The organism is bacterium (assembly GCA_019912885.1).
In the GTDB taxonomy this organism is placed as follows: Bacteria; Lernaellota; Lernaellaia; order JACKCT01; family JACKCT01; genus JAIOHV01.
Genome location: JAIOHV010000125.1, coordinates 41,787 through 54,884, shown reverse-complemented (window position 1 = coordinate 54,884; position 13,098 = coordinate 41,787). Strand labels below are relative to the sequence as shown.

At 62.9% G+C, this 13,098-nt stretch carries 13 protein-coding genes and 1 pseudogene; 2 read left to right on the top strand and 12 right to left on the bottom strand.

Annotation, left to right across the window (positions count from 1 at the left end; all coding sequences use genetic code 11):
- Window positions 1-96: 96 nt before the first annotated feature.
- Complete coding sequence (locus K8I61_10585; protein MBZ0272474.1) at window positions 97-522, top strand: hypothetical protein; 426 nt, start codon at window positions 97-99, stop codon at window positions 520-522.
- 496 nt (window positions 523-1,018) lie between these two features.
- Here K8I61_10585 and K8I61_10580 read toward each other — a convergent pair whose 3' ends face one another.
- The 3 genes from K8I61_10580 to K8I61_10570 are packed head-to-tail and all read right to left on the bottom strand — an operon-like array spanning window position 1,019 to window position 3,279.
- Window positions 1,019-2,197, bottom strand: coding sequence for an acetyl-CoA C-acetyltransferase (locus K8I61_10580; GenBank protein ID MBZ0272473.1), 1,179 nt, complete (start codon window positions 2,195-2,197; stop codon window positions 1,019-1,021).
- Between the two features lie 2 nt (window positions 2,198-2,199).
- Complete coding sequence (mce, locus tag K8I61_10575; GenBank protein ID MBZ0272472.1) at window positions 2,200-2,610, bottom strand: methylmalonyl-CoA epimerase; 411 nt, start codon at window positions 2,608-2,610, stop codon at window positions 2,200-2,202.
- A gap of 18 nt (window positions 2,611-2,628) precedes the next feature.
- Window positions 2,629-3,279, bottom strand: a complete 651-nt coding sequence (locus tag K8I61_10570; GenBank protein MBZ0272471.1) for an MBL fold metallo-hydrolase — start codon at window positions 3,277-3,279, stop codon at window positions 2,629-2,631.
- Between the two features lie 315 nt (window positions 3,280-3,594).
- Between K8I61_10570 and K8I61_10565 the strand changes: the two genes are divergently transcribed.
- Window positions 3,595-4,059 carry a hypothetical protein gene (locus K8I61_10565; protein MBZ0272470.1) on the top strand — a complete coding sequence of 155 codons (465 nt, stop codon included), beginning with the start codon at window positions 3,595-3,597 and terminating at the stop codon, window positions 4,057-4,059.
- Here the strand turns inward: K8I61_10565 and K8I61_10560 are convergent.
- The 9 genes and pseudogenes from K8I61_10560 to K8I61_10520 all read right to left on the bottom strand — a co-directional run bounded on the left by K8I61_10560 (window position 4,056) and on the right by K8I61_10520 (window position 13,041).
- A complete protein-coding gene (locus tag K8I61_10560) occupies window positions 4,056-4,694 on the bottom strand; it encodes an endonuclease III domain-containing protein (GenBank protein MBZ0272469.1) in 639 nt (212 codons plus the stop codon). The genes K8I61_10565 and K8I61_10560 overlap by 4 nt on opposite strands.
- A 127-nt stretch (window positions 4,695-4,821) precedes the next feature.
- Window positions 4,822-5,028, bottom strand: a complete 207-nt coding sequence (locus K8I61_10555; GenBank protein ID MBZ0272468.1) for a hypothetical protein — start codon at window positions 5,026-5,028, stop codon at window positions 4,822-4,824.
- A 152-nt stretch (window positions 5,029-5,180) separates the two neighbouring features.
- Window positions 5,181-7,349, bottom strand: a complete 2,169-nt coding sequence (locus tag K8I61_10550; protein ID MBZ0272467.1) for an SGNH/GDSL hydrolase family protein — start codon at window positions 7,347-7,349, stop codon at window positions 5,181-5,183.
- On the bottom strand, window positions 7,346-8,983 hold the full coding sequence (locus tag K8I61_10545) for an SGNH/GDSL hydrolase family protein (GenBank protein MBZ0272466.1): 1,638 nt from the start codon (window positions 8,981-8,983) through the stop codon (window positions 7,346-7,348). The genes K8I61_10550 and K8I61_10545 overlap by 4 nt, the downstream gene beginning before the upstream one ends.
- Before the next feature lie 58 nt (window positions 8,984-9,041).
- Window positions 9,042-9,383 carry a hypothetical protein gene (locus tag K8I61_10540; protein ID MBZ0272465.1) on the bottom strand — a complete coding sequence of 114 codons (342 nt, stop codon included), beginning with the start codon at window positions 9,381-9,383 and terminating at the stop codon, window positions 9,042-9,044.
- A 53-nt stretch (window positions 9,384-9,436) separates the two neighbouring features.
- Window positions 9,437-11,026 carry an SGNH/GDSL hydrolase family protein gene (locus tag K8I61_10535; protein ID MBZ0272464.1) on the bottom strand — a complete coding sequence of 530 codons (1,590 nt, stop codon included), beginning with the start codon at window positions 11,024-11,026 and terminating at the stop codon, window positions 9,437-9,439.
- A 25-nt stretch (window positions 11,027-11,051) separates the two neighbouring features.
- Complete coding sequence (locus K8I61_10530) at window positions 11,052-11,561, bottom strand: hypothetical protein (protein ID MBZ0272463.1); 510 nt, start codon at window positions 11,559-11,561, stop codon at window positions 11,052-11,054.
- 74 nt (window positions 11,562-11,635) lie between these two features.
- A pseudogene (locus K8I61_10525) lies at window positions 11,636-11,812 on the bottom strand (SEC-C domain-containing protein).
- Between the two features lie 134 nt (window positions 11,813-11,946).
- Entirely contained in the window at window positions 11,947-13,041 is a 1,095-nt protein-coding gene (locus tag K8I61_10520; protein ID MBZ0272462.1) for an SDR family oxidoreductase, read from the bottom strand.
- Window positions 13,042-13,098 lie beyond the last annotated feature (57 nt).

Genomic DNA, 13,098 nt, shown 5'->3' with positions numbered 1-13,098 from the left:
GGGACCTCTCAGTTCGACATTGCCAATGATAATACCCGCCAACACTTTCTTGGCGGCGGGATATATAGGCAGATACAACCATAAGGAGGCTTGGCGATGTCTCGATTGACGCTTGCGTTGACTTTGGCAATTTTTACATTTATCGTGACTGCGGCATATGCGACCGTCGATTCCACCCCACCAGCGGATTGGGACTATGGCAGCCATGACGTGGACGAAACCGACCCGCAATATGAGATCGTTTGGACCGGGCAACTCGATAGCGGGTTTCAATTGCTGCCTGACCCCAAAACGGTAACCCTGCTTGGCGGGAATATCGGCCAATTGCCGATGTGCATCGGTATCATGAAATACGATACACATCTTGACGAATCGGAAGGGGAGGCCTTTGCTTTCTTCGCCACGCGGGCCGAAAACACGACCTTGGACGATCTGAATGCCGATCCTCTCGAATGCGATAATCTTGTCGCGAGTGAGATTTCGCCCAGACGCCCCGCCTTCGTTTTTCTGCACGAAAAATAGGGGACAGTCACCTATTATAGTTATCTTGCGTTGCCGCGAGTGCGGTTGAGCCGGGCGCCGACGGCGAGCGTAGGCCTTGTTTTCCGCTACCTCCGAAGCAGGTGAGGACTCCTGCGATCCCGGGGTGTGGCTATCGTGGTTTGGACGAAGAAAACCTCGCTGACCGATTACCCGGACACTTTTGCGTTCAACGTGTCCGTGGACCACAGCGGGCGCGATTTCTACATCGGACGACTTCGACGACCTCTCGCGGGTCCGCGGCGTGACGTCGGACTACAAGAACAACGGGACGGTCCCAATCCATCTTCTCCCACTACTCCGAGTGGGAGACAAATCCGACCGGGACTGGTGCACGGAGTGATCGCCAATGGGGAATGGCGAATTACGAATTGGGAATGAATCGCACGTCGCCTGGACCGCACGACAGAATGCCTGACGCGGACGAGACCGCCCGCCGCCGAAAAATTTGGCGGCGGGCGTTCTGAGTTTTCGCCGATCAGACCCTTTCGACGATGACCGCCATGCCCATTCCGCCGCCGACGCACAACGTCGCCGCTCCGACCGCCAGATCGCGCTTTTGCATCTCAAAAAGCAGCGAAAGGACGATGCGCAGGCCCGTCATGCCGACCGGGTGGCCAAGCGCGATGCCGGAGCCGTTGACGTTCGTCTTGTCGCGATCAAGGCCGAGCAGCCGCTCGACGGCGATGTATTGCGCCGCGAACGCCTCGTTGACCTCGAAAAGCTGCACGTCGGAAAGCTCCATCTTTGCGCGCTTGAGGGCCTGCTTCATCGCGGGCACGGGGCCGTAGCCCATCAATTCCGGCTCCACACCGCCGATGCCGTAGGCAAGGACGCGCGCCATCGGGCGCAGGTCGTACGATTTCGCCGCGTCGCCGCTTGCGACCACCGCCGCGCAGGCGCCGTCGTTGAGGCCCGATGCGTTGCCCGCCGTGACCGTGCCGTCCTTGCGGAACGCGGGCTTGAGCCTGGAGAGGCTTTCGAGCGACGCGTCCGCGCGCGGATGCTCGTCCGTGTCGAACGGAATCGGATCGCCCTTGCGTTGCGGAATCGGCACGGGAACGATCTCGTCGTTGAATCGCCCCGACTCGATCGCGGCGATCGCGCGCGCGTGGCTTGTCGCCGCCAGTTCGTCCTGATCCTGCCGCGTGATGTCGTATTTCGCGGCGAGGTTTTCGGCCGTCTCGCCCATGTGGTAGCGGCCGAACGGGTCTTGCAGGCCCTCGCTGAGCATGTCGGTCGCCGGGCGCGCGCCCATCCTGGCGCCCCAGCGCATGTCGTAGAGCGCGTAGGGCACGCGGCTCATGTTCTCCGCGCCGCCGACGAGTACCATCTCGGCGTCGCCGCATTTGATCTGCTGCGCCGCAAAGACGAGCGCCTGCATCGAGCTGGAGCACTGCCGCTGGATCGTCGCGCCCGGCACGGTGAACGGCAGGCCGGCGTTGAGCCCGATGCAGCGGCCGATGTTGATCTCATCCGTGCGCATCATGCAGTGGCCGACGAGTACGTCGTCGAATTTGTCCACCGGCGCATTTGCGCGCTTGATCGCTTCCTTCGCGGCGATCGTGCCGAGCTCGAGCGCCGAAACGTCCTTGAGCGATTTTCCGAATCCGCCGATCGGAGTCCGGGCGCCGGAAATGATGAAGACCTCGCGCATGATTACTCCGGATGCACGTCCTGCGACAGCTCGATGAGCACGCCGCCGGCGGTTTTAGGGTGGACGAACGCGACCTTTTTTCCGTGCGCGCCGATGCGCGGGGTCTCGTCGATGAGCTTGAATCCCTGCTCTTTCATGTGCGCGAGCGCCTCGTCGATGTTCTCCACCTCGAAACAGATATGGTGGATGCCGGCGCCGCGCTTTTCGACGAACTTGCTGATCGCGCTGTCCGGGTCCGTGCCTTCGAGCAGTTCGACGTTGGTCTCGCCAACCGGAAGGAACGCGGCCACGACCTTCTGATCCGCGACGATCTCCTGGTGCGCGTCGTCAAGACGCAGTCCGACGGTCCAGAACGGCAGCGCTTCCTCGAGACTCTTCGTGGCGATGCCGATGTGATCGATTTTCTTGAGCATGGTGTCTCCCTCGGTTCGTTAGAGCCGGTGTTTCAGAACGATGATCTCGGTGGAGCCGGGCAGCGAGTCCGCCTTCACCTCGATCTCGTCCGTGTCGACGCGTTTCACGTTGTCGCGCCCCGCCAAAAAGGGATCGACGGGGGCGATATCGAAGCCGCATTTGTCGGTCTTGTAATGCATGGGGATGACGATCTTCGGGCGGACGCGCTCCACCACGTCGCGCGCTTCGTTTGCGTCGATCGTGAAAAAGCCGCCGACGGGAATGAGCATCACGTCGACCTCGCCGATTTTTTTCACCTGATCGTCCGAGAGCAGATGGCCCAGATCTCCCATGTGGCAAACCTTCACGCCGTTGACCGTGAATTTGAAAATCTTGATCTTGCCGCGGTCGGCGCCCTCGGATTTGTCGTGGAACGCATCCACCGCTTCGAACGCGATGTTCCTGGCCATGCCGGAGCCGCGCATCACCGAAAAATCGCCTTCGAACTGCTTCACGTAATTGTGGTCCGGGTGGTCATGCGAAACGACCACGATATCCGGCTTCGAATCGACCGGGTGATAGCCGACCGCCCCGCCGTACGCGCCCGATTCGTACGGATCGCACACGATACATGTGCCTTCGTCGGAAAAAATCGAAAAACAGGAATGACCGTTGTAACGAATCTTCATGGGATATCCCCCCGCGCGCCCCGGGGATAAGAAAAAAAAGAGACGACGGCGCCGGCCGCCCCCGTTCGGCCGAAAGCCCCTTCGCCCCGATCCTAGGCGATGCCACGGAGCGCTTCAAGAAACGGTTCGAACACCGAAGGCTGAAAGCTGAAGGCAGAACGCTGAACGCTGATGGCTGCTTGGCGATCGCGTCGCTGCGCGCTCACATCAACGGGTCAACGATGGACATCCGGTCCATCGTGTCGATTTTATCCAATGGTCCGCCGCCTCGCGCGCGGCTTGCCTGACACGAGCGGTTTACCCAGAATGCCGGCCATGAATAAAAAAGCTTCGCTCCTTGTCAGTATCCTCGTGGTCGCGGCGCTCGTCGTTTTCATTGGTCTGATCGTCCGTGACCGCCTGGCGCCGAAGTTCGACAAGAACAACGACGGCAATCCCGACGAGTGGTTCCAGTACAGGCTGTCCGGCGAGCTTGTCCATTTCAAGAAGGATCGAAATTACGACGGCAACATCGACTACGAGGAATATTACGTGGCCGGCGTGCTGCGCGAGACCCTGACGGACACCGACAACGACGGCGCGTGGAACATTCGCGGCGAATACGATGAGCAGGGACGGCTCGCGGTCGTGTACCGTGACATGGACGTCGACGGAAGGTATGAGCGCCGCATCGTTCGCGACGTGGAGGCGGATCGGCCGCTCTATACGGAGATCGATCGAACCGGCTCCGGATCGTGGGAGCGCGCGACCGCCGAGGACTTCCCGCCCCAGAAGCCCTAGAGCCCCCGGATGGGACAATCCTCGCAGCGCGGACGCGTCTTTTTGCAGTAGTCCTTGCCCAGGTTCACGATCTGCGCGTGATATTCGTTGTAGAGGGCGCGATCGGGCGAAAACCACCCATGAAACGCGTCCTGCACCTCGCCGTAACGGACGCCCTCATCAAACGCGCCCTTTCGGTGGAAGATGCGTTTTGTGTACGCGTCGACGACGAAGATCGGCATGTCCATGGCGTAGAGCAGCATCGAATCCGCCGTCTCCGGGCCGATGCCGGAAAGCGCGAGCAGCTCCGCGCGCAACCGCGCCGGATCCTCGCCGCGCATCGCCTCCACGTTTCCGTATTTGTCACGCACCCATCGCGCGAAATGGCGCAGACGCACAGCCTTCTGATTGAAATAGCCCGAAGGCCGGATGAGTTTCGCGAGCGTCGGTAGTCGCGCGTCCGCGATGCCGTCGATCGTCAGCATCTCGGCGTCCTTCAGATTCGCGATCGCACGCTCGACGTTCGACCACGCGGTGTTTTGCGTCAGAATCGCTCCGACGCACACCTCGAACGGCGTCTCCCCTGGCCACCAGGAAAGCGGCCCGAAGTGCGCGGACATGGCGTCGTGAATGCGCCGCGCGCGCGCCATTCCCATTGTCCCCCGCGTCCGATGACATACGCCCACCCAGGGCTTTTCGTCGTTGCCCGGCATGCGTTCATTGTGCGGGAGGATCGGGCGCGATGAAAAGGGTACGGCGCTTCGCGCCGCGGGGCCGCCTTCGTTACGCCACGATATCGACGATCGTGCCCGTCATCTCGTCGCCGGTTTTCAGCACCTCGACATTCGCCTTGTGCATCACTTTGGCGACCTTCAGATCGACGACATTGCTGACCAGGTTCTCGTCCTGGCCGTTCGATTTCGCGATCGAGCGGGCGGCTCGATCAAGCAGGTTCCAGGACCGCTGCATGCCGCGGAGGGCGTTATCCATGATGGATACGTGCATTTTTTTCTTGGCCTCGACAGGCCCCTCTCGTTCTTACGTATCGGTACGCCGCGCGAACGGGATGAGAATCGATTCGTGAGCCGATCCGGTCGCCGGCACGTGCGGATCAAACGGAATCGCCCGCGTTGCCGGCTCCCTCATTCGAGAAGCCTCTCGTTCGACAGAAAATCCACGAGCATTCCGGCCAGGATGTCGTGCCCTTGCGGCGTCATGTGGACGTGATCGTGCGGCAAAATGACCTCGTGGAAGGGGTAGTTGCCGTAAAACGCCTTGAAAGCGTCGAAATACGGCACATCCTCCTCCTTGACCAACTCGCGAGTCGCCCGCCGAACGTCATGAAAGGGACCCTCGTCCGCCGTAAGCCTCCGGACCTCGCCCCAATATTCGCTGACGAAAGCGACCTTCGCGCCGATCCGGCGCGCCTTGCGGATGATGTCGCGGTAGTTTTCCTTCGTGTCCTCCGGAGGATTCGTGTTCACGAGCGCCAGGGACTGCGTTTTCGCAAGGAGCGGAAACTCATGGCGGGCTCGCTCGAATCGGCGCACCGCGACGTTGTAAAAGGCCAGTTTCCGAAGGTATTGCCCCGCTTCGCGGGTCGCCGCGGCGGACGCCCCGTCTTCGAGCAATTCGCGCAGCCGATACACGCCCTCGCGCGAATCGACGTCGTTGCGGTTCATGTACATGACGACGAGGTCCGGCTCAAAGCGGTAGGCGTACCGCGTGAAAAGTACCATCACCTGAAAGCTGTTGTATCCGCGAACGCCGCCGTTCAGCACCTCGAATCCGCCGCCGAATCTTTCGTTAAGTCGGATTTCCAGGCGCGCGGGAAAAGCCTGGTCGGCGCGATCGAGCCCGTCGCCCCACACGTTCGAGCCGCCGATGACCATGATGCGATAAACGTCCTTCGGTTTCTCGACGGCGACCGTATTGCCGCGAAAATCCGTCGCCTCGACGCGATAGTTCCAGGAGTGCGCGTGCCGGGGTACGAACTGAAGAAGGTTTTTCGGCATGAAAAACAGCGGGCCTTCGTCGGCGACGAATTCGTCGGAGACGGCGCCGGGCGCCCACTGCGTCGGCGGAATGGTTGTCCGCGTGACAATCTCGAGGCCAGGGATGAGAAGCAGGGAAAATCCGAGGATGAGCGGACCCGCGTGGCGCATTCGATCGCGCGACGCGAGCGCCGGCCACCCGAGCGCCGGCAACGCGAACACCCACGCGAGCGACGTCAGAGCCGTGAACGCGAGCGGGACGGTCGCCAACCCCATCGCGCGGCGCCCACGCTCGAACGACGTATCCGTGAGCCGCGCGTACAGACGCGCAAGCGCGAACGGAATCGCGGCGGCGACGAAGACGAGAAAAAAAGAATCCTCGACATCCGTGTCTCCGCTCGAGGCCGCGCGAAACGCGCCAAAGGCTCCGGCGAGCGCAAACAACGGCAGAAGAAAGCGCCCGATGGCCGGCGCGTTTTCCGGCGCCGCGAGCCCCGAGCGCGCGAGCACAAAACGCAATCGCAAGTAGCCGAATATCGCCCCTACAAAAAGCTCCCCCCCTTCGAGCGCGAGCGCCGTGCGGCAAAGGTGCAGGCCCAACGCCAGAACGCCAAAAGAAAAGATCTGGCTGAGTCTCGCGGACGCGACGGATGCGAACGATTGCGTCAACCGGCCTTCGACCAGCATCGTCAGCGCGGCAAACGCAAGACCGGCCAGCGCGAAAATCGCGAGCCTCCCGCCGGACGGCCAGACCGCCTCGAACTCGTCGTGCGCGACAACCCGGAAATCCGGAATCCCGCCCGCGCCCCAATCCGCGGCGACAAGCGACACCGCGCGCAGGCGCAACTCGCCGGCGTCGGCCTGAAGCGACACGGACGCGATATCCGCCAAATCCCGATGACGTTCGATGCGCGGATCTCCGTCCATCGAAACGGTGATGATCCCATGCTCGAAGCCGATTTCGACAAGGCCCGCAAGCACGGCGTCGAACACGTTTCCCTCGTGCTCCTCATCGACCAGAACGAGGATTTCGCCGTCGCCGGTTTTCGCCACGAGCGACCACGCGGCCGGCGCCTCGTTATGCGGGCGAAACGCGAGGATCGCCGACTTTCCCCGGCGAACATCGTCGGGAAAGGGCACCTCGATCCGCGCGCCCGCGTGAAGGACGATCTCGCCGGCCCGCCCGCCGATCTCCCCGTGGAGGGCATAGCCCGCGCCATGCGTCGCTGTGATCGGATTACGCAGTAGAAGTGCCAGGGCGATGCCCGCGAGCGCGCCGGCAACGAGGACCGCAAGTGTCGGGACCACGCGTTTCACGGCAAAACCGCCTCCCGTCGCGCAATGACACCCGCGTCCGCGACAAGGCCGTGCTCGACGAGAAAGCAATCGAGGATCTCCGCCAGGCACGCGTGCCCGGCGGCCGTCAAATGGACGTCATCCAGAAACAGCTCGTCAAACAGCTTGCCGCATCTCCCCACCCCGGATCGCGCATCCAGAAAAGGTGTCCCGGTTTCGTTTGCCACGCGCCGCATGACCGATTGATAACGCGGAAGTCCGGGAACGGATGCCTCGGCCGCGAAAACGATGGCGAACCCGTGCGCGCGCGCGATGGCGGCCATCTCGCCGAGATTTTCACCAAACTCCGTTTCGGAAACCGATTGCGGCAGATGGTCCAACACCGCCACGCTTGGCGCCGGCATCATCGTGTTTCGCATGCCGGTGACGAATCGGGCCATCAGGCGATACGTGGAAAATTCGTTCAACCATATCCCCATTCGACGGATGGCCTTTCCCCGTTCGCTCGATCGCGCCATTTCGTCCGCGATGACGCGGCGATAATCTTCGGCGGAGATATCCGGGCCCAGTTTCGCCGCGATTTCAAACAGACGTCGCGCGGAAAGCTCACTGCCGTAAGCCGTGTCGTTGTAGCCGGCGTAAACGATCACAAGGTCGGGCTTGTAACGAACAATCTCGTGCTCCAGATTCATGAGCATGTGAAACGACGTCGCCGCGCTTTGCCCGGCGTTCAACACCTCGATGGTGCGTCCGCTTCCGCGCCCGCGCAATCGCTCCTGAAGGATCCACGGCCAGGTATCCTGCTCGCGATCGATCCCGTCACCCTTCGTCGAGGAACTGCCAAGCGCGACGATGCGAAAGACGTTGCGCCCCTTCACTATCGACGGCACCTGTTCGCGCCAACGATGGCTCAAGCCCAGGCGAACATGCCATCCTCCCGGCTGCAATTTCAGGACACCCGCCGGGATCGGGTTACCGAAAATGATGGCCCCCCCTTCGCCGTCGTTCGCCGGCATCACGTGGCGCAACTCCGAAAAGTACCCGTCGATGCGCAGGCCGGCTTCGAAGGACACGATCGACGCGATAACGGCCAGGAGCAGCACGGCCTGCGGCCAAGCGATCGAATGCCGCCGCCGGAACAAGGCATATGCCGCGACCGCGGGCATGACGGCAACAAAAATGCCCGCGCGCGATCGCCAGGCCCGCACCGGATCGTCGTTGTCAACGAATGCGAACGACAACACGGCGAACGCAACGAGGATCGATGCCCAAACGGCGATGCCTGCGCGCCGACCGCCCTCGGGGTCGCGCCGAATATCAAACCAGCGCACGACAAGGGCCGTGGCCGTCCAGGCGCCGAAGATGGCCGCGACGATGGGCGGCGGATCCTGCGCCGCAACGAGAAATAGCGGTACGAAAAGCGCCGTTGGTCCGCCGGGAATGGGCGCGTCCTTCGTGATGACGAAACGCTCAAAGATGCCCGCGGCGAGGCAGACCAGTAGCGCGCCGGCGATACGATCGATAAAAACAAACGCGCTTTCATCATCCGCCGGCGCAAAAAGAAAGCGCCGCGCCAAACCCGCGGCGAAAGCGAATAGCAGAACCGCCGCACTGCTCCCCAAAGGCGCCGCCAGCCGGCGCGCGCCGCCGTTCATGCGCGTGGCAAACGGCGCGAACCGGAACGGGCCGGCGGCGGCGTGGGTGTCGGCGAGACTACTTGCAAACCACTCCGTGCATCGGCTCGAAACGCGGGAACGGCATTCCGGCCTCCGCAAGCGCGTTCATCGGAATGAACTCGGCGGCTTCCGCCATGCGATTCCACAGCGCTTTCACCGCGGGATTTTCGTTGGCCTTGTCGCCGGAAGTTTCCTCCACCCACTCGAAGATCTCCATCCACGCGCCGTCGGCGTTCGAGCGCAGGTACAAAGGCGGACGCAGCGTGGCAAAGCCTTCCTTGCGCAAAAGCGGAAGATGCTGCCCGAGCAGCATTTTCAACTCGTTTTCCTTGCCCTCGCGCGGCCGATACGCCGCGATACAAACAACACCCTTTGACATCAATCGTTCTCCTTCCATCAAACGTTACGGGCATCATTTCGCAATCAGGGGGGTCAATCAAGCGGCGTCAGCAGCCTTTCGGCGTCAAGAAACGCTTCGAGCACGCGCGCAAAACACGCGGCCCCGCCCGGGTTGAAATGCACGTCGTCGATCAGCAACTCGCCAATCGGCCGCTCGCACGCCCCAAGCGCGGCCACGGCGTCAAGAAAAGGCACGGCTTCGGCTTTTGCCGTGCGTCGCATGACGGCATGATATCGTTCGACCGCGGATGTCGAGGCCTCCGCGACGAGCGCGATCTTAAAATCACGCTCTCGGGCGATCGCGATCATCTCCCGCAGATTTTCCGCGTATTCCGCTTCCGAGACCGCCGGCTCGAGATATTCGAACATCGCCTCTTCCGCTTCGGGCAACGCGGCGTGCCGCGCTTTCACGATCGGCCCGGCCATCGCGCGGTACGTGGCGAATCGAGACATCCACGCGCGGGCGCGATTGACCGGCGACTCGCCCGCCCGCGCCCGCCGCGCTTCCTGCGCGATGACGCGGCGAAAGGTTTCGGCGTCCGTGTCCGACGGCAGATTTTTCGTGATCTCGAACATGCGGCGAACGGGGATTTCGTTGCCGAGGGTCGCATCGTTGTATCCCGCGTACACGATGACGAGGTCGGGTTCGTAGCGCACGATCTCGTGCTTCAAATTCATCAGCAGTTGAAACGACGTATCGCCGCTGCGCCCCGCGTTGAAGACTTCGTAGCCCGATCCGCTTTCCGCCCGGAGCTGCTGTTCGAGTCGATACGGCCACGTGTCTTCCTCGCGATCGACGCCAAGCCCCTCGGTTGACGATCCGCCGATCGCCACGATGCGAAATACGCCGACCGCCTTTTCGACCGGCCCGTAATCGCGCCAACCCGTGAATCCCAGCGCGACGGACCAGCCCTCCGGCCGCGACTTCAGCACGTTCGGTGGAATCGCGTTGCCGAGACGCGCTCGGCGATAGCGGTCCCAGCCATCGTCGCGCTGCATGTGGCGCGGCTCGGTCAGGGCGCCGTCAAGACGCAAGCCCGCCTCGAGAAAGACGACGCAACCCACGAGCCCAAGAAAGATGACCGGAGTGTATGCACGAAACGCATACCGGAGACGCACGACGAAAAACAACGCCAAAGGAAATACAACCGCGGCAAGCGCGCCGGCACGCGATCGTCCGATGTCGATGGCGGGTTCCGGTTCGATGAAGCCGATCGATAACATCGCGGCGAGAGCAGAACCCGCAAGGCCGGCCGTGACGACACGAAGGCGCAGTCCCGGAAATCCGAACGCGAGAAGCGACACGCCAAAAAATACGGCGGCAAGCGGCAGGCTTGCGGCGCGGTTGTCCGCGTTCGCGGCGATGAGGCCGACGCTCCCAAGAATCAACATGCCCGCGACGGCGGCGACGACGATGGCCGTGCGAGGCGAAAGAGCGCGGAGGCGGTCGGCGCGCTGCGTTCGCGGTCCTCGCGTCAGCCATGCCGCGCAGAGCGCGACGACGCTCCAAATCCATGCGATCGCGGTGACGACGCGCGGCGAATCCGCGAGCAAGGCGACGCCCGCCGGCGCGAACAGCAACGCGAAGCCGATAATCGATCGGAAGGCGCGAGAAGCGGTCATGACCGGGCGGAACTGTCCGCCGAAATCACGACGGCGACAAGGAGCCGGAAATCGCCACGCCTCCGGACTCGGACCTCACGCCGACGGCCAGGTCGTCTGGCGTATCCCAGCGCCGGTCCGGGCCGGACGAACGAAGACGCCAGGCGTCGCCGTCGCGGTCCAGCCGATAACGCGCGAACCACGGATCTTTCGCCGGCAGCAAACGCGCGTCGCCCGTCTCCCTGGCGAGCCGCGCGCGGATATCGGCATATGCGGTGTCGCCCGGTTGCGTCGATTCGAATAGTGCGGGGGGAACGGCCGCAAGCGTTTCGCGCATCTGCACGATGGCGGCGCTCCCGCGACGGCGCGCGTCCGCGCGGCCGATGTCCGACATCACGCCCACCGACGCGACAAGCGCCGATGCAAGCGCGACAAACGCAAAGGCGCGAATCCGCCGAACGGCCCGCGCACGTAGCGCGGCCGCGGCCCCGAACACGAGCGCGAGCTGGGCGATGATCCCGGCCGAGTGGAAGTTCGACGCGTACGCCCCGTGCACGACAAACGGCAGTCCCAGCGCGAGCGCGCCAATGGACCACAGCCGCGATGTCAGGGCGTTGAGCGTGGCGGCACCTATGTCGCCTTCCCGGCTTTCAGGGCCGCCTTTTGTGCCTTGGCCTGTTCCTTGGCGACCTTGTCCGCCATCTTTCGCAAAAACGCGTCGCCCTTGTTGATGCAGCAGTTCTTGTATTTCTCGCCGCTGCCGCACGGACAGGGGTCGTTTCGGCCGACCTGCAGGACCGCTCGCGGGCCGGTCACGACACTCTTGCGCAGCGAGGCGCGCGGATTCAAACGCAACGTTTTTCGTGCCATCGAATGCTTCTCCCGGCGCGCCACGCCGGGCGCGCAAACGGCGAATGATTTACCACAAACCGCCGCGCGTTTTAATACATCGCGCCGCGCGCGCCATCGAGCCGGCGGCGCACGTATTCCACGATGTTCGGCAGGTATTCGCGGATGTCGGGGCGCGCGTAATTTGTCGCGGCGAGCGCCTCGTCCGTGTTGCGCGTATCGTACGCGGCGTGCACTTCCATATAGACGAGCGCCTCTTCCTGCCCGTCTAGAAGGCGCCGCAGGCCGGGTGTGCGCATCAACAGCCGCACGACACCGATCGGCAGCGTGCCAAACGGTTCGCCGAGCGAAAAGCACTTCGCGAGCGCGGCGGCGAATTCGCCCAGCGTCATCGGCGCCGGATCCGCCAGTTGAAACGTCTTTCCGACAGCGTCGTCGCGCGTGGCGATGCGCACCGTCGCGCCGACGACGAAATCGACCGGCACGAGATTCAGGCGAACGTCACGCGCGCCGATGGCCGGCAGGCGCAGGCCCTTGATAAGCAATCCGCGGCGGGCCAACCGCGCGAGCAGAAGGATCATCGGATACGGCCCGTCGTATTTGTCCGCCTCGCCGGTTTTCGAGTCGCCAATCACGATCGCCGGGCGAATGATGATGCTGGTCACGGTTTCGCGCCGGCGTACCAGCACCTCCGCGTGGTATTTCGTCGCCTCGTAGTGATTCTTGAACGCCTGGCTTTCCGAAAGTTCGTGCTCGAAAACCGTGTCGGTTCGCGTGCCCGAGACGTAGCAGGTGGAAAAATACACGTGGCGCGAAAGGTTCTCGATCTTCTCGCATAGATCGAGCACGTTTCGCGTGCCCTCCACGTTCACTTTTTGCGCGGTCGCGGCGTCGACGGCAAGGTCATAGACGGCCGCGAGATGCCAAACCTCCGTCGCTTCGCCGGCAACGGCGCGCTCGTCGCTCTCCGAAAGCCCGAGGTTCGGCATGGTGATATCGCCGATCGCAAGGCGCGAAGCCTCCGCGGCTCCCGGTATCGACGCGATCGCTTCCCGCGCGGCGGCAAGAAATTTTTCCTGGACGAGAAAAATGAATCGCGTGTCCGTATCGCGTGAGAGGATCTCCGCGACGAGCCGCTTGCCGATAAATCCCGGAAATCCTGTAAAAAAAATGACGCGCCCGGCCATCCGATCGTCCTTTCCGCACCTTTCGCCGCCGGTTGTAGGCGAGCGATCGAAATTGGT